Annotated in this window: 16 protein-coding genes; 9 read left to right on the top strand and 7 right to left on the bottom strand. The window is 40.3% G+C overall.

Going from position 1 to position 23,075, the window contains the following annotated elements:
- Positions 1-90: 90 nt before the first annotated feature.
- Positions 91-255: a hypothetical protein gene (locus AC33VI_RS20315; RefSeq protein WP_491784080.1), complete on the bottom strand. Its 165-nt coding sequence runs from the start codon at positions 253-255 to the stop codon at positions 91-93.
- A gap of 244 nt (positions 256-499) precedes the next feature.
- Between AC33VI_RS20315 and AC33VI_RS20310 the strand changes: the two genes are divergently transcribed.
- A complete protein-coding gene (locus AC33VI_RS20310; protein ID WP_491784079.1) occupies positions 500-1,351 on the top strand; it encodes a M28 family peptidase in 852 nt (283 codons plus the stop codon).
- A 117-nt stretch (positions 1,352-1,468) separates the two neighbouring features.
- The gene (locus AC33VI_RS20305; protein WP_491784078.1) at positions 1,469-2,440 is read left to right on the top strand and encodes a hypothetical protein; all 972 of its coding nucleotides are present in this window, start codon (positions 1,469-1,471) and stop codon (positions 2,438-2,440) included.
- 183 nt (positions 2,441-2,623) lie between these two features.
- Here the strand turns inward: AC33VI_RS20305 and AC33VI_RS20300 are convergent, their stop codons facing one another.
- The 3 genes from AC33VI_RS20300 to trpB form a co-directional block, all read right to left on the bottom strand.
- The gene (locus AC33VI_RS20300) at positions 2,624-3,256 is read right to left on the bottom strand and encodes a ribonuclease D (RefSeq protein ID WP_491784077.1); all 633 of its coding nucleotides are present in this window, start codon (positions 3,254-3,256) and stop codon (positions 2,624-2,626) included.
- Positions 3,257-3,265: 9 nt separating this feature from the next.
- Positions 3,266-3,820 carry a CAP domain-containing protein gene (locus AC33VI_RS20295; RefSeq protein WP_491784076.1) on the bottom strand — a complete coding sequence of 185 codons (555 nt, stop codon included), beginning with the start codon at positions 3,818-3,820 and terminating at the stop codon, positions 3,266-3,268.
- 141 nt (positions 3,821-3,961) lie between these two features.
- A complete protein-coding gene (trpB, locus tag AC33VI_RS20290) occupies positions 3,962-5,194 on the bottom strand; it encodes a tryptophan synthase subunit beta (protein WP_491784075.1) in 1,233 nt (410 codons plus the stop codon).
- A 343-nt stretch (positions 5,195-5,537) separates the two neighbouring features.
- Between trpB and AC33VI_RS20285 the strand changes: the two genes are divergently transcribed.
- Positions 5,538-7,025: an Ig-like domain-containing domain gene (locus AC33VI_RS20285; RefSeq protein WP_491784074.1), complete on the top strand. Its 1,488-nt coding sequence runs from the start codon at positions 5,538-5,540 to the stop codon at positions 7,023-7,025.
- A gap of 33 nt (positions 7,026-7,058) precedes the next feature.
- Here the strand turns inward: AC33VI_RS20285 and AC33VI_RS20280 are convergent, their stop codons facing one another.
- Both AC33VI_RS20280 and fmdA read right to left on the bottom strand, forming a co-directional pair.
- A complete protein-coding gene (locus AC33VI_RS20280; protein ID WP_491784073.1) occupies positions 7,059-7,346 on the bottom strand; it encodes an FmdB family zinc ribbon protein in 288 nt (95 codons plus the stop codon).
- Positions 7,347-7,453: 107 nt separating this feature from the next.
- Positions 7,454-8,641 carry a formamidase gene (fmdA, locus tag AC33VI_RS20275; protein ID WP_491784090.1) on the bottom strand — a complete coding sequence of 396 codons (1,188 nt, stop codon included), beginning with the start codon at positions 8,639-8,641 and terminating at the stop codon, positions 7,454-7,456.
- Between the two features lie 909 nt (positions 8,642-9,550).
- On the opposite strand from fmdA, the gene AC33VI_RS20270 reads away from it, so the two are divergent.
- From AC33VI_RS20270 to urtE, 5 genes are all read left to right on the top strand, one after another.
- Positions 9,551-10,918 carry an ABC transporter substrate-binding protein gene (locus tag AC33VI_RS20270; RefSeq protein ID WP_491784072.1) on the top strand — a complete coding sequence of 456 codons (1,368 nt, stop codon included), beginning with the start codon at positions 9,551-9,553 and terminating at the stop codon, positions 10,916-10,918.
- A gap of 83 nt (positions 10,919-11,001) precedes the next feature.
- On the top strand, positions 11,002-11,955 hold the full coding sequence (urtB, locus tag AC33VI_RS20265) for an urea ABC transporter permease subunit UrtB (RefSeq protein ID WP_491784071.1): 954 nt from the start codon (positions 11,002-11,004) through the stop codon (positions 11,953-11,955).
- A gap of 69 nt (positions 11,956-12,024) precedes the next feature.
- The gene (urtC, locus tag AC33VI_RS20260) at positions 12,025-13,125 is read left to right on the top strand and encodes an urea ABC transporter permease subunit UrtC (protein WP_491784070.1); all 1,101 of its coding nucleotides are present in this window, start codon (positions 12,025-12,027) and stop codon (positions 13,123-13,125) included.
- Positions 13,126-13,132: 7 nt separating this feature from the next.
- Positions 13,133-13,888 (top strand): urea ABC transporter ATP-binding protein UrtD, encoded by a 756-nt coding sequence (urtD, locus tag AC33VI_RS20255; protein WP_491784069.1) that lies wholly within the window; start codon positions 13,133-13,135, stop codon positions 13,886-13,888.
- Positions 13,875-14,576: an urea ABC transporter ATP-binding subunit UrtE gene (gene urtE, locus AC33VI_RS20250; RefSeq protein ID WP_491784068.1), complete on the top strand. Its 702-nt coding sequence runs from the start codon at positions 13,875-13,877 to the stop codon at positions 14,574-14,576. Before urtD ends, urtE begins: the two co-directional genes overlap by 14 nt.
- 85 nt (positions 14,577-14,661) lie before the next feature.
- Here urtE and AC33VI_RS20245 read toward each other — a convergent pair whose 3' ends face one another.
- Positions 14,662-15,432 carry an SDR family NAD(P)-dependent oxidoreductase gene (locus AC33VI_RS20245; RefSeq protein WP_491784067.1) on the bottom strand — a complete coding sequence of 257 codons (771 nt, stop codon included), beginning with the start codon at positions 15,430-15,432 and terminating at the stop codon, positions 14,662-14,664.
- 682 nt (positions 15,433-16,114) lie between these two features.
- Between AC33VI_RS20245 and AC33VI_RS20240 the strand changes: the two genes are divergently transcribed.
- Complete coding sequence (locus AC33VI_RS20240) at positions 16,115-22,858, top strand: Ig-like domain-containing protein (RefSeq protein WP_491784066.1); 6,744 nt, start codon at positions 16,115-16,117, stop codon at positions 22,856-22,858.
- Positions 22,859-23,075 lie beyond the last annotated feature (217 nt).

The raw sequence follows: 23,075 nt of genomic DNA, 5'->3' as shown, positions 1-23,075 counted from the left end.
CAGTTTATCTTACTAGTCTAGAAGAGTTGGGGCGCAATCTTCAATCTGTTTGCTCAATTGAGGATTGTTTGCTAGAGTGGCGATCGCTAGTTAATTGGAACTTAAATCTCGATTCATCGCATCAATGATCTGGTGTAGTGCTTCAATAAATACTCGTTCTGACTTGGAGTTCAAAGCATTGATTAGATAATTTCTACCTCCTTGAGGCTGGCAAAGAAATTGAGCTACTCTAACTTTATTACTTTGGTTTTTCATGTATTACAGCCGTTTTGAAAATAGTAGTTTTATAGTTATATATGCCTAAGATTATCTATTCAAGTGTAGCTAAAAATCTTCAGCCATTTGGCGTAAGTCGATATAAGAACAAACCGTCAAGTAACTCACAATCCATCATAACTATTTAAACAAAATATTTTTTATCGATTTAGTAAACTTTAGTTGAAATTATCTTAAACATATTTTCCCGAAAAAATATCTACCAATCAAGCGATCGCCAATTATGACGGAAGAACTCAAATTACGACTCGAATCCTGTTTAACTCAAATTGTGCGCCAAAGAGATCCTTACATAGCTTCTGGAGGACATTTTTTAGTTAGGGAATATATTCGTCAATCTTTGGCAGAATACGGTACGGTAGAAACCCACGAATTCCCATGTAGCAATCAAACCCATCAAAACTTAATCCTCAATCTTAACGGAGTTGAAGATTCTAAGTTAGATCCTATTTTAATCGGCGCCCATTACGATGCCGTACCAGGAACTCCTGGAGCTGACGATAATGGTACAGGAGTAGTGGTTTTATTAGAATTAGCGAGATTTTTAGCGCAGAATCCTCTCAAGTATCCCGTTCGTCTGGTAGCCTTCGATTTAGAAGAATATGGCTTATTGGGCAGTACTGCTTATGCTAAATCTTTAAAAGAAAACCAACAAAAGTTAAGGCTAATGTTATCTTTAGAAATGCTTGGTTATTGCGATCGCACTGCCAATTCTCAGAGGTATCCCGATTTGATTAAGCCATTTTACCCAGACAAGGCGGATTTTATTGCTTTAGTGGGAAACTTGAAAGCTTTGCCCGATTTAATTCGTCTTAGTAGGCAGATGAAACGTCATGGTACTCCCTGCCAAATATTACCCGATCCTAGCAGTGGCAGATTAGTCCCCATTACTGGTTTTAGCGACCATCGACCTTTTTGGCAACAAAACTATCGCGCCATTATGGTTACCGACACGGCAATGTTACGTAACCCTCACTATCATCAACCCAGCGACAATATAGATAGTTTGGATTTAGATTTTTTAACTGGGGTTTGTCAAAGTTTGATTGCTGCATTAAAGAATAATTTTGGTTAGTCGTTCCAATGATTGCTTTAAATCATAATTAGGTTCTTTTGCGTGACATCAGTAGTGAATAATTAAGTTTAATAAAGCGACTACATCAAGAAGTGGAACTACTTAGAGGATTAATTAGTGAGGGATATATATCAACGTATTTGGAATAGCGATCGCCATAAATTTTTAGTTAGCCCCCGCAATTCTCAAGGAAAATGGCTCGACCCCAATGCAGATATTCTTTTAGACGAACAAGTGGCAGCTTTTGGTAGGTCGGATTTAGATTTAGCAACTAAACCCTTGTTTTACCGAGTTAATCAAGAAAAATTGTCTACTCTTCCTACTTACATCAGTTTAATCACACTATTAGATAATTACTATTTTAACAATCAAAAATCAGAAGTTACAACCAAATTAGAACGACAAGAAATAGAGCAATTTTTGGAAGCAATTTTGGCTACAGAAGTAATGGACATAGCTCGCGACTATCTGAAAGATCGCCTAAATTTTAATTTTTCTGCAACTGATTTTGCAGTTAATCTAAAAAAGATTTGGTTCGATACCTATACCAACTATTTTGGCGATTTAGTTTTGGAAGATGCTTCGGGTTTTGAACATATTTTTGTGGGAGAAGGTAAATATTATCGCGATCGAGATACAAGCGATCGCATTTCGGGCGGAATTTCAGGCTATCATTCTTGGCTTAAGTTTTACCTCGACGAACAACAGCAAAAAGTTGATTATTTAGGTCATAATTACGATCTGCAAGGGGATATTGGGATCGATAATCCCTATGTAGTGAGCGTGCAAATGCTTTGGCAAGAAAAAAAAGGCGTAGCGAAGCCATGCCGCCAGGCTTATCGCACTACAGAATTATTTAAAAAGAAAGGTTGTTTCTTTGTTGGCACTAGTCCAGAATGCGAAATGGCAATGGGGACAGTTGCTTATTTTGAAAGTCTGAGGAATTATAAATTTAATCGGGAAACAAGACGTACCACAATTAATGGTGCTATGTACGATTTAATCCTATATCGTAATATCAAACCAGATGGCAGTCGCGGAAATTATATTCGTTCTTTTTATCCTGTATTTATGGGAAACCAACAATAATCGTATCTAAGAGGTTGTTTGCAAAGGAGAGCGAAAAAAAGGCGACTACTTTTTGCAGTCGCCGATTAAATTATGAGGTATGAATCAACAGTCGATCTAAATCAACTACATAATATTACTTAGGTTAAAAGACTCTATATTATGCGTTTCTTGAAATCTCTTAACATAAAAACCAGTTACTGCTTATTTATGGTCGAATACATTTTGATATTGCAATATATCTAAAGCTACAAATACTGGAATTGCTTGAAAGCAACGTTGTGCTAATTCGTAACGATCTTCCCGTTTCAACATTGCTGTTAGCTTGGCTTTAACATCTAATAAATAGCGCACGTCATTGGCTGCATAGTTATATTGCTCTCCCGAAAGATTTTCCGCATCTCCCCAATCAGAACTTTGCACTTTTTTATCTAATTCGACTCCTGTTAATTCCGTTACTAAACTTTTCAACCCATGACTGGCAGTATAAGTACGCGCCAGCTTGCTGGCAATTTTAGTGCAAAAAATTGGTGCAGTTTCCACTCCAAATGTAGTATTAAATTGTGCTACATCAAAACGAGCGTAATGGAAAACTTTAGTAATGTCCCAAGAAACCAGTAATTTTTGCAAATTGGGTGCTTGGGTTTGTCCTTTAGCAATCCGTATTGCCGAAACAAAGCCTTGAGGATCGCATAATTGAACCAGACACAAGCGATCTCGTCCCAATACTAAACCCATAGTTTCTGTATCGATCGCAATTTCTTCAGCAGCCATGTAACGAGCTAATGTAGCTGAGTCTAAATCTTCGTCAAAAACTTGAACGTTATCTAAAACCATATTGCCAATTTAATTTTCGAGGATAAAAATCTGAGTAAAGTAATATTCTCCATCTGAATTTACTGCTACTCCCATACCTGTTAAATTATAGTTACCTTCCATATTTTTGCGATGACCATCGCTTTTAATCCATCCTTCTACAGCAGTATTTACGGGGTCTCGATACCCTGAGTTATAAGCCACATTTTCCGCTACGGTTTTATAAGTAATATTTTTGCCGATCGCTTGTACTCTAGCTTGAAAACCATCATGGCTAAAAGGAACGGTGTGTTGTGCCATGTTCAAACTATGAATTTTAGCTTGCTCGCTAATTACTGCGTTTAACTTTAAGGGTGGTAAATTTTTAGAAGCGCGATATTCGTTAACTTTTTGATGTGCCAACTGAGCTATTTGGGTCAATTCGCGATCGCTTTGGCTCGCAGCAACTACTTGGGTTTTCAGAGAAATCTGAGGGTTAGATGCTTCGCTAGAGGTCGACCAAGCAGTAAAAGATATAGCGAGTATTCCAAATAGCAAAACCTTGAGAGCGATCGGAGTTTGTAGAGGAATTCGGGATTTAAACATGATTGAGGTTGGGGAAATAATAGCTCGCTTCTTTAATTGTAGTTAACTAGAAATTAATGACACTACCGTAATTTCAACCATTTTCTCTAATTCCTCTAGTAGAAACGCAATGTATTACGTTTCTACAATTTTCTCAATCCTTTAAAGTTTATCTCCCAGATATTTAGCCACTGTTTGAACGTCTTTATCTCCTCTTCCCGAACAATTAAAAACAATACGCTGAGTACCTGTTAACTGAGGACACAGTTTTTCCAGATAGGCAAAGGCGTGAGCGGTTTCCAATGCGGGAATAATACCTTCTTTTTCCGACAATAAACGCAATGCTGCGATCGCTTCAAGATCGGTTACAGCATAATATTCCGCTCGTTTAGTATCTTTTAAATAACTATGTTCTGGGCCAACACCAGGATAATCTAATCCCGCACTAATCGAATGAGCTTCAATAATTTGTCCTTGAGTATCTTGTAATAAATAACTCATCGCACCGTGTAATACTCCTGGACGACCTTCTGTGAGAGTCGCAGCGTGTTTGCCAGAAGCAACGCTTTCCCCCGCAGCTTCTACCCCAATCATACGGACGCTAGATTCGGGAATAAATTCGTAAAATAGTCCCATGGCATTTGAGCCGCCACCCACGCAAGCAATTAAAATATCAGGTAATCCGCCCCATTTTTCTAGGCATTGTTGGCGAGTTTCGCGACCGATTACTGCATGAAAATCTCTAACCATCATAGGATAAGGATGAGGACCCGCTACAGAACCTAAAATATAGTGAGTAGTTTCCACATTAGTTACCCAATCGCGAATTGCTTGACTGGTTGCATCTTTAAGAGTTCCAGTACCAGCGGATACGGGTTCTACCTTTGCCCCCAACAGGCGCATCCGAAAGACATTTAATTTTTGTCTTTCCATATCTTCTACGCCCATGTAGATAATACATTCCAAACCAAAACGAGCGCAGACAGTAGCCGTAGCCACCCCATGTTGTCCCGCTCCTGTTTCGGCAATAATGCGCTTTTTACCCATACGAATGGCAAGTAGGGCTTGAGCCAAAGCATTATTAATTTTGTGCGCTCCCGTGTGGTTTAAATCTTCGCGCTTGAGGTAAATTTCAGGAGTAAAATCGGGACGAGAGTAATGTTGGCTAAGACGTTCGGCAAAGTAAAGAGGATTGGCTCGACCGACATAATCTTTAAGTAAGCCTTGTAGTTCTTGAGTAAAATCAGGGTCGTTTTTATATTTGTTGTATGCAGTTTCTAGTTCCGCCAAAGCTGGCATCAAGGTTTCGGGAACGTATTTACCACCATAAGGGCCAAAACGTCCTAACTTATCTGGTACTGAGGTGGAAGTATTTTTGATGGGAGTAGCAGTCATAAAAGTTTTTCTAAGCTTAAATATTTAGACGTAATTACAATTTTACAATCGCAGAACCTCAATCCATTAATCCCCGATTAATTAACGCCCGAAATAGATAAAGTAGTGCGTAAGTAATGCGATCGCTTTTTTGACTCAATCTAGTATTTAAACAATCGTCAAGTCATCCACAACTAAATTTAATTGAGATTTTGCGGTATCCTTTAGGACAAATGTTCTCAGTTTGAAAATAATCATAATTGACAATACGATTAAAATATTTAAGATTTTTTTAATTCAATAAAAAGCGATCGCGTTAAACTAAACTTGCTATTAAATTAATTGCTGAAGTTAGATTGAGTCTATGAGTGAGTCAGCACAACCTAAATTAGCCCAACCAATAGATAAATTAGCGATCGCTCTAATTCTCTCCTTTGCTCTAATCATCGGGTTGTTGATTTGGAATGGGAGTGCTTGTGAGGATGATTGTTTGTTCCATGCAGGGGCAAAAGTTAGTAGTTTTAGCTGGGATAACAAAACTATTGGCGGACAAGATCGGGCTTTCATTCTGACTTTCAATCGTCCGATGGATCGCGATAGCGTTGAAGAGAATTTAACCGTGACTCCCCCCCTTCCAGGCAAGATTAGTTGGTCTGGTTTGCGAATGGCTTATACTCTGGATGACCCCATACCCTACGGAGAAACTTATCAGGTAACTCTAGCGGGAGCAAAAGAAAGGTTTCCCAATCAAATACAGTCGGGAGCAGAAATTCAGCCTTTTAATGCCCAATTTAGCAGTCGCGATCGCGCTTTGGCTTATGTTGGTACGGAGGGAGAAGAAACAGAGAGATTGGTTTTATATAATTGGACGCGATCGCAAAAAGTTATCTTAACACCCCCAAATTTAACTGTATTCGATTTTAAACCTTATCCCCAAGGCGATCGCTTGTTATTTTCCGCAGCCGATCGCAGTCGGGATAGGTCGGGAATTCGCTATCTCAAGCTTTACAGCGTTTCTACTCAATTAGATGAGCCAGATAGAAAAATTAAGCTAATTTTAGACAACCAGAAGTATCAAAACAACAAATTCGATATTTCTCAAGATGGCACGACTGTTGTGGTGCAAAGAGTCAACCGCAACAACCCCGAAGACTATGGTTTGTGGAAAATTGTTGGGAATAAATCCCCCCAAGTGTTTACTAACAATCAAGTCGGTGATTTTCTAATTACTCCCGATAGTCAAGCGGTAGCGGTGGCACAGGGTGAAGGAATTGCTTTATTACCCCTCAAAGACTATGCCGAACCCTTAGACTTTTTATCGAGATTTGGTCGGGTACTCGATTTTACTGCCGATGGCACGGGGGCAGCGATGATTAATTACAATACCGATAGCGAAGAATTGAAATATACGCGATCGCTTTATTTCGTTAACAGTCAAGGTATTGAAACAGAACTTTTAACTACTGATGGTTCGATTCAAAATTGTCAGTTCGATCCCACTGCTGAATATCTCTATTGTTGGCTGACTGAATTATCAAAAAAAACGACATATACCGAACAACCCTATCTGGCACAGATCGACCTTGAAACTAAAAAAATTAACACTTTAGTCACCATCCCCAAATATCAGGAAAGTCAAGTCAGCGTTGCCCCAGACGGATTAGGAATTCTCTTCGAGCGTAGCGAAGCCATGCCGTCAGGCTTATCGCTCAATCAAGTTTATTCTGGCATTTCTGGCGAGAAACAAAATAGTATTTGGATCGCTCTTCCTACTTTAGATGTTGCCAAGCAAAATATATCCGATCTCGAACAATTACCCTTTGTTGGTTTTCATCCCCAATGGCTACCCTAATTTTACAATTATTCTTGGTTATAGTTGTTCTAATCAATGGAAAAACATCCAAGGTCTACCACCAGTAGAACTTTGATATTTTGGTTTATTGGGTTCGCGTCGTTTGGTTTGAACTAATCTAGGTTCGTTAGTTTTAGCAGTAATTTTCGATAAACTACCAGAGTTGAGATTAATATTAGGTACAGAAAAAATTTTGGTAGCAATGCGATCGCATCCCGAACAAGTTATGGGTGCATTATATTCCGAGATACTGCGCCAGGCTTCAAAATCTCCGCAAGAGTCACAACGATATTCGTATAGAGGCATTTTTTCATTTAACATTGAACATTTGACATTGGTTTTGGGGCGAATGATGAGAAACTTTCGTTGCGGAGGTTTCCTCCGTTGAGAAAAGTATCAAACCCGAAGGATATTCGCCCTTGTTGCGTTTAAGTCGGTACGATATCTCGATCGAAAATAGCAGTAGGTAGAGCCAAGGTACAACAAGCATTAGGGATATCGACGATACCGCTAATTCTACCTTCGACGGGGGCGCAGCTTAACAACAGATATGCTTGTTCTCCCGTATAGCCAAATTTCTTAAGATAATTAATGGCATTCAGACAAGCACGACGGTAAGATACGTGGGCATCGAGGTAGTATTGTTCGCCGCTAAATTCATCGACGGAGATACCTTCAAAGATAAGATATTCAGAATATTGAGGTTCTACAGGACCTGGTTTAAAAATGGGGTTGACCATATCGTATTTTTCCACGCCACCCTTAATAATATCGACGTGCAAATCGATATAACCCGACATTTCGATCGCCCCACAGAACGAAATTTCTCCATCTCCTTGAGAAAAATGAATGTCCCCCATTGATAGGTTTGCCCCATCTACATATACAGGGAAATAGATTCGCGAACCTTTTGATAAGTTTTTGATATCGCAGTTTCCGCCATGTTCTCTAGGAGGTACGGTACGGGCTGCTTCGGCTGCGACGCGATCAAATTCTCCATCTGGTAAGGTTCCCAAAACTGCTTGGTTAGGATTGGGCAAGGCAGCTAAGTCAGGAATAGCTGGTTTCCAAGGTGGCCCGCCTTTTTCCACTAGGGCTTTTTCTCTCTTGTTCCATGTCTGCAATAGTTCCATCGATGGTGCGCAGCCAATCAAACCAGGGTGAGTAATACCTGCAAACTTTACTCCAGGAATATGACGAGAACTGGTATAGATTCCCTGTAAGTCCCAACAGGCTTTAGCAGCCTGCGGAAAATGATCTGTTAGAAAACCTCCCCCGTTGTCTCTTGAGAAAATTCCTGTAAAACCCCATTCGTCTCCTGGTAGCGCGCCAATATCTAAGAGGTCTACAACTAAGATATCTCCTGGTTCTGCCCCCTCAACGCGAATTGGGCCGCTAAGGACATGAACGATATCGAGATCGACTTTTTCGATGTCGCTGGGGTCGTCGTTATTCCCGATCTGTCCGTCAGTCCAATCTTTGCACTCGATGCGAAACACATCTCCTGGTTTAACAGAGACTACCGCAGGTATATCGGGATGCCAGCGATTGTGTCCTGGCACGTCCTGCTTTTTCATTGGTTTAGTTAGATCGACTTTGAAGAGAGTTTCTGGCATGATATTTTTCTCGATCGCAATGTTTGACTGAGTTTTAATAATTTTGTCGGTCATCAATTAAAAATGACGCATTGAAAGAAGATTGCTTGGTTTTTTGCTTTAGTTAAATAGCAATCCTTCTCTGACTATTTTTGAGGTGATTTGGGTGAATTACTTGGTTTTCCCTCAAAAAATATTGTTTCTATAAGTAAGTGTGTTTTATGTGAGGATGTTTGCATTATTATTGCTTCTGGCGATCGCAAAAGTAAAATCGGCTACAAAAAGTTGATTTTTAATATTTTGCATTTAAAAAATCTTGTTTTCATGACTTTTTATTCTCACTTTTTATTCTCAAAAGAAAACTCGTAAAATACTATATTTGAGCTTGTTTTTTTTGCTTCTCCCTTAGGTAGTAAATTGAAATTGACAGCACAACATTAGGTTTTGAAGAAAATCCAAAACCAAAATTTCAAGCCTATAAATGAAATGCTTTAAAACAAGAATGTATAGGACTTCGGGATAGTAATTAAGTTAGGGAAAAATCCGATCGGACAAGGTCACAATTTAAGAAGACGCTACTAACGTCTTTTGAAATAACGCTAACGATAAAAAATTTTTTGTTTTGTATTATAGATAACAAAATAAATAAAAAGACAAGATTATGCTGCCTAATATCAAATAGCAATCTAGTACCAGCAATATTTAGCAAGGAAAATGTTGCAATTTTATTTCATATTTTTAATTACATATTTAAGCTTGTTAGAGATTAACGATTGAGAATTGCTGCAGTTATTTTGGTGATTTTTGTTAAATTCTCATGAGAGACAAGTCAAGCTTTGCTAACAATAATTCCAACTCAATCTGACTTTACAAGCTAGTAATTAAATTTTTTTTTATTGTTTTAGTTTTGTTAGCCGATCAAAAAAATTCATGAACAAACAGTATCAATCGACTTTCTCTAGTTTGAGTCGCCGCAAATTTCTTAAATATAGTTCTTTGGCAGTAGGGACGGGGGTTCTGGCAGCCTGTGGCGGTGGTGCTTCTAGTACGGGGGATGAAGACCTGGGAGAAAACCCGATTAAGGTTGGGGTAATGTATTCCACCACGGGGACGATCGCGATCGTGGAAAAGTCATTACAAGATGCGACCTTCTTGGCGTTAGAACAGATTAATACTGGTACTGGTCCTTGGGAAGGAAACGGGGAAGGTATTGAAGGACGCAAAATACAGAAAGTAGTGGTTAATCCCAACTCTGACTGGGATTTGTACAATCAAATGTCCAAGCGTCTGATCGACGAAGACCAAGTAAAATGCGTCCTTGGTTGTTATACTTCCGCCAGTCGCAAGTCAGTGTTGCCCGTCTTTGAAGAAAAAGATTCGATTCTTTACTATCCTGTTTATTATGAAGGGAATGAATGTAGCTCCAACGTTTTCTATACAGGGGCTGCACCCAATCAGCAAATAACCGATTCCATACCCTATTGCAAGGATAATTTTGGACCAAAGGGTTTCTTTATTGGTTCTGATTATATTTATCCTAAAGAAAGCAATCGTATTGCTAAAGCTGAATTGGAGAAGGCTGGGGGAAAAGTAGTAGGTGATGAGTATGCACCCCTTGGGACAACAGAATTTATCACGATTATCAATAAAATTAAGCAAGCCAAACCCGATTTTGTCTTGAGTAACTTGGTCGGAGATAGCATTCCTGCTTTCTATCGTCAGTATAAGGATGCGGGAATTACTGCCGAACAGATTCCGATCATGGCATATCCCACCACTGAAGAAGAAATTCAGGCGATGGGTTCGGAATATGCCGCAGGACACTACACCAGCTTTAACTATTTCCAAACGGTAGAAACGCCCGAAAACGAGGCTTTTGTAACTCAGTTCAAGGAAAAATTTGGCGATAACCGCGTCACTAATGGAGTGATGGAAGCTGCTTATATTCAGACATTTTACATGGCGCAAGCCATGCGAGATGTCTTGAAAGGTGGTGGTGAATTAAACACCCAAACCATCCGCGAAGCTACCAGGGGGCAAAAATTCCAAGCACCCCAAGGACTAGTCAAAATGGATGCGGACAACTATCACAGCTATCTTTATTCTCGTATTGGTAAGTGGAAAGAAGACGGTCAAGCAGAAATCGTTTTTGCCACTCCCGCAGCCGTCAAACCGATCGCCTGGAGTCAAACCCTATACCCAGGAAGGATTTGCAGTCGCCCCGTCCCCGACGATCGCTCTAGCCCCATTAAGGAAACGAAGAAAGATCTAGGGGTCAAGTATTTGGAAAAAACTTAAGATCGTTGTTGGTTTGTCTTCCGAATTGCTAATGCACTTGTGCGTAAGTAATAAATAATAAGTAATAAGTAATAAGTAATTCAATGTACGCACATTTGTTTTCGTTTTTTTATTTGGCACAAGAAGAAACCGCCGAGGCTTTTAGTATAGTTGCGTTGAGCAACCAATTGCTTAACGGTATTGGAGTGGTAGGGATTTTGTTGCTGACTGGGTTGGGTTTGGCGATTACTTTTGGGGTAATGCGGATTATTAATCTAGCCCACGGCGAGTTTATTATGTTAGGAGCTTATGTCACTTTTTGGATGCAGTCTACTTTTAATATGGATCTGCTGCTGACCATTCCCTTTGCTTTCCTAATTACTGCCGCAATTGGGGCATTAGTGGAGATTAGTATTATTCGCAGACTATACGGTCGTCCTTTAGAAACATTACTGGCTACCTGGGGGCTGAGTATTGTTTTGCAGGGGGTAATTAAGCTGATTTTCACCGCACAGCTAAAATATGTGAAGTCTCCCCCCTACATATCGGGCAATTTAACCCTGTTAAAAGATGCCCAAGGTTCTCCTGCGATCGCAATTTCTTATTATCGCCTGTTCATCGTTATAGTTGCGATCGCCTTACTTATTTTGACAGGCTATTTACTCAATAAAACCGATCTTGGTCGTCAGGTGCGGGCTGTTACTCAAAACCGAGATATGGCAAAGTGTTTGGGAGTTAATACTAGTTTGATTGATATGCTGACCTTTGCTTATGGTTGCGGTTTGGCTGGCGTAGCGGGGGCGGTAATATCTTCCCTTAAAAGTGTCTCGCCACCGATGGGACAGGATTATTTAGTCGATGCTTGGATGACTGTGGTGACAGGAGGAGTAGATAAATTGATTGGCGTTCTAGCAGGGGCCTTTTTAATTGGCGAGTCTAGTTCGGGGATTGCTTATTTACTTAACGATCCTACCGCTAGGGTAATTGTTTTGGCTGCGGTAATTATTTTAATTCGCTACAAGCCAGAGGGTTTATTTACAGTTCAAAAACGCGGGTAAACTACCAACTACTAACCACTAATCACTAACCACTGACCACTAACCACTAACCACTAACCACTAACAATTATGGTTGAATCAACAATTGGTATTGCAACGCGATCGCGAAATCCGACGAAATTGGGTATTGTTACGGGAATAAGTTTTTTGGTAATGGCAGTCTTGCCCTTTGTGGTAGGTAGCTTTCAGATATCTTTGTTAGCCAAGTTACTGTTGTTTGGATCGTTAGCTATCTCCCTAGATTTGGTCTGGGGTTTTACAGGTATTTTGAGTTTTGCCCACGGGGTATTTTTTACCCTGGGTGGTTATGCAATGGCATACTATCTCAAGTTGAATCTTTCGGCTGAGGGTAATACTTATGGTGTAGACTTGCCCGACTTTATGGTTTGGAATGGTTTGACGGAATTGCCTTGGTTTATTGCCCCGTTGAAGTTTTTTCCCCTAGCTGCGATCGCAATGGTGGGTGTACCTGCGGCTTTTGCCTATCTCATCGGCTGGTTTATCTTTCGTTCTAAGGTCAGCGGGGTCTATATTACGATTATTACCTTGGCAATCTCTTCGGCATTGACCACCTTTTTTATCAGCCAACAAGCATACACTGGCGGAACAAACGGCATCACTGATGTTTCTCGGTTGAGTATCTTTGGGGTGGATATTCCTTTAAATGGTTTGTACTGGATGATTTTGCTATTTACTACCTTTGTTTTAGTAAGTAGTTGGTGGCTGACTCAATCTAACTTCGGTTTGATCTTGCGATCGATTAAAGAAAATGAAAATCGGATTTCTTACCTGGGTTATGACGTAGCCAGTTTCAAGATCTTTATCTGGACTTTATCGGCGGGTATTGCTGGTATCGCAGGGGGTTTATTTGTACCTCTCAATCGCTTTATTTCCCCTGTATATTTAGCAGTAGCTTTTGGTACGCAGGTAGTTATCTGGGTAGCTATTGGCGGCAGGGGTACTTTAATTGGTCCTTTGATTGCAGCTATCTTATTGGGTCAAATCCAAAATTCTGCCGAAAGAGTCACTCAAGACTGGCAATTAGTTGTTGGGGTATTACTACTAATCGTTGTTCTATTTATCCCCGATGGCTTAGTCGGTTCGGTTGCAAAATTATTTACCAATAAAAAAACTTCTAACAGTAAACAACCATTAACCACTAACAACTAACAAAAAAATGAAACCCATCTTATCCGTCAAAGATTTACAAGTAGTCTTCTCTGGTTTTAAGGCACTCAAGGGAGTAGATCTAGAAGTAGGCGATCGCGAGATTGTCACGATTATTGGTCCAAATGGTGCGGGAAAAAGTACCTTACTCGATGCGATCGTTTCTAAGTCTCCCGTCGCAGCGGGAAATGTTTATTTTCAAGGTAAAGATATTACTAATAAAAGTCCCTACGATATTGCCAGAATGGGGATCGGTCGTAAGTTTCAGAATCCCAATGTTTATAACGAATTAACGGTCTTTGAAAATATCCTTTTGGCACTTAAAGGTAGTCACGGAATTTTTGATTCCATTACTAGTAAACTGACCAAAAATAAGAAAGATAAAATTATCGATGTTTTAGATCGCATCGGCTTGTTAAATAATGCTGCCACTACAGTAGCTTCTTTATCTCACGGTCAAAAACAATGGGTAGAAATTGGTATGGTTATCGCCCAAGATCCGACTGTAGTATTGCTGGACGAACCTACTGCGGGGATGACTCCCGAAGAAACTCACGCTACGGGAGAAATTATCAAAACTTTGGCACAAAATCATGCCGTTGTGGCGATCGAACACGATATGGAGTTTGTCAAACAAATTGCCGAAAGAATAGTGGTATTGCATCAAGGGGCAAAACTCGCCGAAGGTTCGGTAACAGAAATTCAAAATAACTCGAAAGTAATTGAAGTTTATCTAGGAAGAGAAAAAATCGATGTCGCTGCTTGAACTAAATAAATTAACTGCTGGCTACGGACAAACTCCAGTGTTATTTGATGTTGACATGACTATAAACAAAGGAGACATGGTCGGTCTTTTAGGACGTAACGGTGTGGGCAAAACTACTTTACTACGGAGTATTATCGGTCTAAATAAATTAACGAAAGGAAGCCTTACTTTTAATAATAAAAATATTACAAAAGCACCTACTTACAAGCGATCGCGCCAAGGAATTGCCTACATTCCTCAAGGTAGAGAAATTATTCCCTATCTTTCTGTCTTAGATAATCTAAAGCTCGGTACTAGTGCTAGTGGCAAAAGTAGCAAACGTATCCCTTCCGAGATCTTTGAATTTTTCCCGATGCTGAAAGAACATCTCTCCCGTCAAGGAGGTTTGTTAAGTGGGGGACAACAACAGCAACTGGCGATCGCACGAGGATTGATGTGCAATCCTAAAATTATGTTACTTGACGAACCAACCGAAGGTATTCAACCCTCCATCGTCCAAGAAATTGAAGATACCTTAAGAAGAATTAACCGCGAAAAAGGTATAACCGTAATCGTTGTGGAACAGAAGATTGACTTTATCCGCCAGCTAGCTAAGAAGTTTTTCATTATGGATAAGGGTTCTATTGTGGCTAAGGGTAAAACTTCAGAATTAACTGATTCTTTAGTACATAGATATTTAACTGTTTAGCGATTGGTTTTTAGTTTTGAATTCAACCTATAGAATTAAATTTTTATCGCTGTTCAATTTACTAGAAACTTGTCCCGATTTGGTATCAAACACTTGGCGCGGATAGCATTAGGATTTTATCTAGTAACTGCGGGAAGATTCTTTGACACCAAACCGCAAGATAACTCTGCCATCCCACTAATATTTCTCCAGAGTTGTTGTATAGTTTTGCCACTAAAGTTTGGGCGACTTTTTCGGGAGTCATGGGCGTTACCCAACGAAATAGTTTGAGATTTCTTGCCATTTCCGTATCAGTTAGGGTGGGCAATAATGCTACCACTCGAACGTTATGTTCGGCTAATTCGCTGCGTAAAGCTTGAGTAAAACCGACGATGGCGAATTTGGTGGCTGAATAGGTAGACATGGTTGGTGCTGCTACTTTACCCATCAAACTAGATACATTAACGATCGTTCCTTCCTTTTGATTTGCCATGCGTTTTGCCAGCAAACGAGTAATGTTCATCATGCCTAATAAGTTAGTAGAAATCTCTTCTTCAAATTTATGGGCATGAGTGTCTAAAAATGCTGACTGATGGGCAATTCCCGCACAGTTAACTAAGAGATGAATGGGTTTGTGAATCGACCATACTTGAGCGATCGCAATGTTAATGGAAGATAATTGTTTTAAATCTAAAGATAGGGTAGTAACCTTTGTGCCAATGGTTTCGATTTCTCTGGCTACTTCAGCTAGTTTTTGGCGATCTCTAGCTACGAGAATTAAATGTTTGACTCCTTGTTTGGCTAGTTCGATAGATATTGCTTTGCCAATTCCTCTCGAAGCACCAGTAATTAAGGCTGTTTTTCCTGTTAAATTCATCGGTAATCTCCTTGATAAACGTTCTAAATGTCAATTGAAATTGAAGCTGTTTGACACCCACTAAAATTGTTCGACGAACCGTGTTTTTACCATCAAAATAATGAGAAAGTTTTAGTTTGGAAGGTATTTGCTAAGAAGCTAAATTATCTACTGTGAATTGGATAATTGCTAGAAAAATAAAATTTTAGCAATTTGTAAATATATTTTGTGAATCAATAAATTTACAATTAAACCTCCTAGTTTGATGGCAGTAATACCCTAACAAAATGATTTTAAAGCAGCAATAATTCTTAATGTTTTAATCTAATTGTTACATAACTTAATATTTTTTGAAGCCTAATCGATCTTTGAGGAAATATATCGATCTATTTTAATAATAATTATCGCCTCAACCATAGGGATTCAGAACTCTAAGGTGATAATTTAAACATCATATTTGAGGGATTTATGTTAATAAAATTATGAGAAAAAAATCAAAAAAATGATTGGTAATTGTTGATACAAATTAGTTCGAGTGACTAAAATTTAATGGCGATCGCACTAAATTGTATTTAAAATTCAACCTTGTTGTGTAACTTTATTGGAACTTTATGGTTACTAAGGTGGTTCAAAAGATATCCTAAGTAAATACTAGGAAACTAGTTTTGGTTATTTTAACCAATTAAAAAGAGAGGTATCTTTGATGTTCGATCGCAATAATAATAATGATGCAATTAAGGTTACTAATACTAGTAACGATGTCAATCTAGAAGGTTCTTTAGCTTGGGCGATACGAGAAGCGGGAAATCTTCCTGGGTTGGATGCGATCGATCTGAGTGAAATTAGCGGACAAACGATTGTAGGTCATTCTTTTGCGATCGAAGCAGGAAACGATATTCAGTTTTTTGGTGCTGGTGTAACTATAGATGGAAATGTAGAAGGTATAACGGTATTTCCTGGCATAACTATCCCGAATTCTGGCAGGCTTTTTACGATTAATGGGGCAAATGTAAGTTTTGTCGATCTCAATCTAGTTAATGGGAGACATCAAGGGAGTAGTGGCAGTAGCGGTAAGGGGGGCAACCTGGGTTATGGTGGGGCAATCTTGATTAATGGCAATTCCTCAGTCATTATCGATCGCGTCACCTTGGAAAATAATGATGCTGTTGGCGGGAATTCTAGCGGTAGAGGTGGTTCTGGTGGCAGAGGCGGTGGTGTAAATGCCAATGGTAATGATGGAGGAGATGGTAGTAGCGGTAGTGGTGGCGATGGTGGGGAATGCAGTCGCTTTTTAGGAGTCTGTACTAGTGGAGATCGCGGTAGTACTGGAGATAATGGTAGTTCGGGCGGTTTTGGCGTAGGCGGAAATAGTGGCAGTGGCGGTGGTGGCGGTAGCGATGGTGCTGGCGGTGGTAATGGCGGTTTTGGTGGTAATGGCGGTTTTGGTGCTGGCGGTGGCGGTGGCGGCGGTGGCGGTGGTAGAGGCACTGGCATCGGCAGTATTAGTAATGGTTCGGGTAGATCTGGAGGTTCTGGGGGTACTTTTGGTGGAGATGGTACTAACGGTAATTCGGGAAGCGGTGGTGGAACTCTGTCTACGGGTGCTGGCGGTTCGGGCGGTTTAGGTGGCGGTGGTGCTGGTTTGGGCGGTGCTATCTTTGTTAACTCTAATGCCAACCTGACGATTATTGATAGCACTTTTCGCAGTAACGATGCTGACGGAGGTGATGGCGGTAACGATGGCGAAGGTAGAGGCGGTGCGGTTTTTATTCGGGATAGTAGCGCGAAGATTAGCGGATCGAATCTAGTTTTTACTAGTAACGATGCGGGTAATGCTAGCGGTAATTTTGTGGGTTTCGATCGCTTTCAGAATAATGATGCCGTCTATGGCAATATTGCTAAGTTAGTTATTCCTACTCTTGCTATTAGTTTGGGGAATGTTCCTGAAGAGAAGGATGAAGTTGCGGGGAATTTTGCTTTAGAACTCAGTTCGCCTTTTCCCATTCCTTTAGAAGTTAATTACAGTATTGGTGGTAGTGCCGTTGCGGGGGTGGATTATGCTGCTTTAAGCGGTGTTGCTTTTGTTCCTGCGGGAGAAACTAGGGTAGATCTGGCAGTCGATCCGATTGACGATATTTTCTTCGATCCCAATGAAACGGTAGTGGTTGAATTGTTGACTGGGGAGAATTATCAGCTAGGGATTAGTACTAGTGCTAGCTTAACTATTGAGGATGACGAACCAGAAGTAAGTATTGCTGCGGGTACTCCGACTATTGCCGAAGGAAATACGGGGAATTTTGTTGTCACTTTAGATAAACCCGCCCCCAATAGTGGTTTGGTGGTTAACTATACCGTAGGTGGTAGTGCTACGGCAGGAGATGACTATAATGCTTTAGTTCCCAGTAATGTATTTGTTCCCGCAGGGCAAACTTCAGCCAATATCGATGTTGACGCACTCTACGATGTTAATAGCGATAACGGAGAGACTATTCCTATTAGTCTTACTGGAGATGGATCGAATTATGGCGTAAACCCCAATAATTCCAGTGCAAATATAACTATTGAAGATCGCTTTTTAACTATTCCTAATGATAGTAACGGCATTGCCATTATCGAAACAGAAGACAGTACTAAAGTAGAAGAAGGGGGAACGAGCGATCGCATCTTTGTGGCGTTAACAACTCCTCCTAGTGGTAATGTTACTCTCAACTTTGCTACTGACGGGCAACTCGAACCCATTGGCAATCTGACTTTTACTCCCGACAACTATAATAATTTCCAGGCTGTTAATGTAAATGCGGTAAATGATTCAACAGTAGAAGGGAATCATAGCAGCAATATTGTTATTTCTGCCCCCAATTATCCCAGCCAAACGATTACAGTAAACATCGCCGAGATTATCGACTCTCAAGAAACTGCGTCGGGTTTGGAGTCGGTATTAACAGAAATAGAGGAGATTATTACCGAGGAATTATTAGGAATTGAGATTCCTTTAATTGGAAAATTATCAGACTTTGCCCCTGATTTTATCGGTACGTTTAAGGATGCGGTAGTCAATCAGTTAAACAGTGCGGGAGATTTAACCCAATCAGATTTAGAAAATTTACTTAAAAATGCGATCGCAGATGCTTTTAGCTTAGAAGGAATCGATTTAGATGTGGAAGTAGCTAGCAATGTTTCGTTTAGCGAGACTACTTTTGATATATCTATAGGTAATGTTTACGATTTAGGCGCGATCGATCTTTCGGGAGATTTGGGTTTACCCGCCTTGGGTTTAAATCTCGATGGTAATGCCGAATTGAGTTTCGACTATGGTTTGGATCTTAGTTTTGGCATCCATAAAGACTTTGGTTTCTTCCTCGATACGGATAAAACCGAGTTGACTACGGGAGTTAATTTGGTGCTGGAAGATGGTTTTAATGCTTCTGGTAGCATGGGTTTGCTGCAACTAGATTTAGCTAACGATGCCGAAAATCCCACCGCAGCAGGAATTGAATTTGGTTTTGCCTTGCAAGATCTAGACAATCTCCCTGCTATTGAATTTGAAGATAGCAACAATAACAATAAATTGGATGAAGGGGAGGAGTTTAACTTCGTACTGCCCAATGATGATGGTATTTATGAAGCCTTAAGTGATTCGGAGTTAGAGGCTTTAGGATTTACGGAATTACAAGAAGAACTCAATCTAGATACCGCTTATAATACCGAAAACATTAACAATAACGACAAAAGATTAGTTCCCAAACAAGATAATAACCGCCTCACCGTTGCGGAATTAAAACGAGATTTTGAATCGGAAGAAGTTTATACTCCCGTATTAGATGGTGCGGTAAATGTTGGCTTCAGTGCCGAAACTAGCATTGAAGGAACGGATAATTTCTTACCTAATTTCCTATTTGACTTAGCAATTGGTTGGGATGCTTTTGGTTACGACGAAAATGGCGAATTTCAGGATTTAAGTCAGCCTGGGATTAGTTTTAACAATGTAGAAGTGGATTTAGGTACGTTTATTAGCGATTTTGCCGAACCCGTAATCGGTGACATTAGCGATATTCTCGAACCCCTGAAGCCGATTATTGACGTACTCAATACCGACACTAAACTACTAGAAGCATTGGGTATCGATAGCTTATTTGGCGTAAAACTAGATGCCAATAATAATGGCGAAATCTCTTTATTAGAATTAGTCGCAGCTTTGCCTAACAGTCGGGTAAGTACGGGTTTTGTCGATGCAGTAGATAAAATCTTCGATCTCGATGAATTAATTGCTTCCACCGATGCCGAGTCTATAATTATTCCTTTAGGTTCGTTCGATCTGGGAGAATTTGACGCTACCGATCCCAATAGCGATCCTAGCAACGTTAACCCTCAAGCAAAAGGCAATGTAGCAGATGTCAACGCCGAGATCGATAATCTCCCCAGTAATGGCAACCGAGGCAAACAAAAACAAATCGCCCAAGGCTTTACCAAAGATAGCGCGATCGATATTTCTTTAATTAGCAATCCCTACACGGCGATCGATCTGCTTCTAAGCAAAACCGACGTGCCTTTATTTAGCTACGACGTACCAGAATTAGAAGTTGGCTTGAGTCTATCCCAAAACATTCCTATCTTTCCTCCCTTCTCGGCATTGTTAGCAGGAGATATCGATATCGCTGCGGATCTAACTTTTGGTTTTGATACTTTGGGTTTATCCCAATGGCAACGGTTGGGTTTTGCCCCCGAAGAATCCTATCGTACCTTTGAAGGCTTCTATATCAGCGATCGCATTAATCCCGATGGTACGGGTGCGGATGTACCTGAAATTACTTTAAATGCTTCCCTGGCTATTGGTGGCGGTATCGACTTGGTGGCACTTTCTGGCTATATCACGGGAGGTATTCAGGGCAATATTGAAGTAGATCTAATAGACGTAGGGGAAAATAACGGCACTAGCGATGGCAGAATTCGCGCTAGGGAAATTGCTTCGCGGATCGATACTCCCTGGGAATTGTTTAATATTGCAGGAGAAGTGGAAGCCTTCCTCGGTGCGGAAGTACAGGCTTTCCGTCAGACGGTTTATAGCAATCACTTTGCTACCTTCCCCCTAATTAGTTTCAATCTCGGTGCGAGTGGTAATAGTGTGGGTGTTGGTGCGGATGGTTATATTGCTGGGGGTACGGTATTTTTCGATGCTAACTTTAATAAACTCAAGGATAGTAACGAACCTTTTGCTGTAACTAATGTGGATGGCAGTTACGAATTAGATATTCCCGCTTTTGAATTTGATGTCAACCAAAATAATCAGATAGATCCCCAAGAAGGACAAATTATGGTTATCGGTGGCGTAGATATTTCCACCAACTTACCCCTCACTACTCCTTTAATCGTCATTCCCGAAACTATTACCATTGGTGGCGAAGCGACAGATCCCAATAAAGCCTATGCTTCTCCTCTAACTACTTTAATTGCGGAATTGATGCAACCCGATTTTGCCACAGCACAAACCAAAATCGAATCCAATCTGGGCTTTGATACTAATGTCGATTTACTCAACTACGATCCTCTAGCTGCCATAACCTTGGGAGATAACAACGGTTTACCCGTATTTGCCCAACAAGCAAAATTCCAAAATCTCGTCTTCCAAACTACCCAAGCGATCGCCGATGGTTCTAATTTAGATAACAGTACAGTAAGCAAACTAGTAATAGATCTAATTGCCGATCGCTTAAATAACAATAATGCCATCGATCTTAATAATACTTTGGCTGTGGAAAGCTTTATCGAAGAAGCTATAAATCGCACTCAACAACGAGAAGCCGACTTTAACCTATCTCCCGCTTTAATTCGCTTAACGGCAACCGACATAGCCGAAAACAATCAAGAAATAAATGCGATCGCCAATAATAGTAACTCAACTCTCAACGATGCAGCCATAGCGATAGGCAGCCAGATCCTACCCGCCGAGATAACCCTCGATCTGCCTCAATTCAGCCTCAATCCCTTTAGCTTCCTTACCAAACTCCTCGCACAACCTGGGATGAGTTTTGATGAAGCACAAACAATTATCAAAACCAGATTAAATCTGCCAGCAGATATCGATCTGACTACCTACGATTCCCTAGAAGCCATTCAACAAGGAGATTCTAACGGCATTACCGTATTTGCCCAACAAGCTAAAATCCAGGGTACTATTGTCGGTGTCACCAATGCGATCGACTCCGATCCTAATAATCGCCTGGCAACCTCAGATAGCGTAATTGAAAGCCTTACAAGATCTTTAAACCCTCCCACTGGTGGCAATGTTGTTTTAAATAACGATGGCAATAATTCCTCTACCTTCGATCTGAGTAACCCTAACAATATCGATCGCCTGATACCAAAAGTTTCTCAGGGTGCTAGTGTCAATGGAGAAAATTCCAGTAATGCACCGACTGTAAATCCTGCCAATGCCATCGCTCAAAGCAATCAAGAAATAGATGACATCCTGGCAAATACTAATTTAACCCCTCAAGCCAAAGCAGTTGCGATCGCCCAAATCCAACAAATCAGTCAGGGTGCTGCGATCGATACCCCATCAACCGTAACAGTTCAATCTCTAAACAATATCAATACCAACAATGAGGCAATCAACGAAAATACTGCTAACGATCCTACCTTCACTCTAGATCTAAATAACAATGTTCCTGTAGCAGAAGGGGATCTAATTTATCTCAACAATCTAAATCCGATTGCGATCTCACCTTTGGTTAACGATTTCGATCTCGATAACGATAACCTCACCATTACTCAAGTATGGCAAGTCACTGATAATGGAGAAATCATTGAAGCCAATAACGTCACTATCAACCAAGACAACACCCTAACCTATACTCCCGATGGCAATTTTGATGGGGAAGCACAATTTACCTATGTTATTACCGATGGCAAAAACGACTATGCCAACGCCCAGATGACTATTTTAGGACAACCAGACTTTACTGACGTGCATCGTTTCTTCCAATATCAAAAAGGCTTCCATCTTTATACTACCGATGCGTTAGAAATCTCCACGGTACGACAACTAAGCGATAATGGGGAACTCGCTTACAACTACGAGGGGGAAAAATTCACTGTCTTAAATGACAATAAAGACACTCTCACGGGAAATGTCATTGAAGGATCTCGCCCAGTTTATCGTTTCTTCAATACTTCTACAGGTTCTCATCTATATACAATGGATGAAGTAGAAAGAAACTTTATTGCCGAAAATCTCAGCAACTATAACTTTGAAGGAATCAAATACTATGCCTTCTCCGAAGAGAGAGAAGAACTAAATACCATTCCTGTGTATCGTATGTACAGTACTCTATCTGACTCCCACCTATTTACCATTGACGTTAATGAAAGAGACAGTGTACTGGAAAATTTACCTCACTACAGTTTAGAGGGGAATAACGGCATTGCTTTCCATGTTTTTAGTTTGTAAATATTGAAGATACTCCTCACAGAAGTTAGTTGGGGTAACTTTAAGCTTGAAGCCATAATACCATTTCTCCTTGAAGTTGCACTTACAGCCGTTTTCAGTTGAATAGCTCTCTGGGAAAATTTACTAGTTCGTAGTTTTTAGTTTTTATACCAATTCTCAAAAGTGTCTGGAGACATCAAGACATTTATCTCTTTTAACCAAAAAACCACAACCTTTG

The organism is Waterburya sp. (assembly GCF_058530065.1).
Note: the sequence above shows the minus strand (reverse complement) of the source record. Positions and strands in the feature narration are given on the sequence as shown.

Bases quoted from the DNA above. Each gene is read 5' to 3' on its own strand.
- AC33VI_RS20315 (WP_491784080.1), bottom strand. From the start codon at position 255: ATGAAAAACCAAAGTAATAAAGTTAGAGTAGCTCAATTTCTTTGCCAG.
- AC33VI_RS20310 (WP_491784079.1), top strand. From the start codon at position 500: ATGACGGAAGAACTCAAATTACGACTCGAATCCTGTTTAACTCAAATT.
- AC33VI_RS20300 (WP_491784077.1), bottom strand. From the start codon at position 3,256: ATGGTTTTAGATAACGTTCAAGTTTTTGACGAAGATTTAGACTCAGCT.
- AC33VI_RS20295 (WP_491784076.1), bottom strand. From the start codon at position 3,820: ATGTTTAAATCCCGAATTCCTCTACAAACTCCGATCGCTCTCAAGGTT.
- trpB (WP_491784075.1), bottom strand. From the start codon at position 5,194: ATGACTGCTACTCCCATCAAAAATACTTCCACCTCAGTACCAGATAAG.
- AC33VI_RS20285 (WP_491784074.1), top strand. From the start codon at position 5,538: ATGAGTGAGTCAGCACAACCTAAATTAGCCCAACCAATAGATAAATTA.
- AC33VI_RS20280 (WP_491784073.1), bottom strand. From the start codon at position 7,346: ATGTTAAATGAAAAAATGCCTCTATACGAATATCGTTGTGACTCTTGC.
- fmdA (WP_491784090.1), bottom strand. From the start codon at position 8,641: ATGCCAGAAACTCTCTTCAAAGTCGATCTAACTAAACCAATGAAAAAG.
- AC33VI_RS20270 (WP_491784072.1), top strand. From the start codon at position 9,551: ATGAACAAACAGTATCAATCGACTTTCTCTAGTTTGAGTCGCCGCAAA.
- urtB (WP_491784071.1), top strand. From the start codon at position 11,002: ATGTACGCACATTTGTTTTCGTTTTTTTATTTGGCACAAGAAGAAACC.
- urtC (WP_491784070.1), top strand. From the start codon at position 12,025: ATGGTTGAATCAACAATTGGTATTGCAACGCGATCGCGAAATCCGACG.
- urtD (WP_491784069.1), top strand. From the start codon at position 13,133: ATGAAACCCATCTTATCCGTCAAAGATTTACAAGTAGTCTTCTCTGGT.
- urtE (WP_491784068.1), top strand. From the start codon at position 13,875: ATGTCGCTGCTTGAACTAAATAAATTAACTGCTGGCTACGGACAAACT.
- AC33VI_RS20245 (WP_491784067.1), bottom strand. From the start codon at position 15,432: ATGAATTTAACAGGAAAAACAGCCTTAATTACTGGTGCTTCGAGAGGA.
- AC33VI_RS20240 (WP_491784066.1), top strand. From the start codon at position 16,115: ATGTTCGATCGCAATAATAATAATGATGCAATTAAGGTTACTAATACT.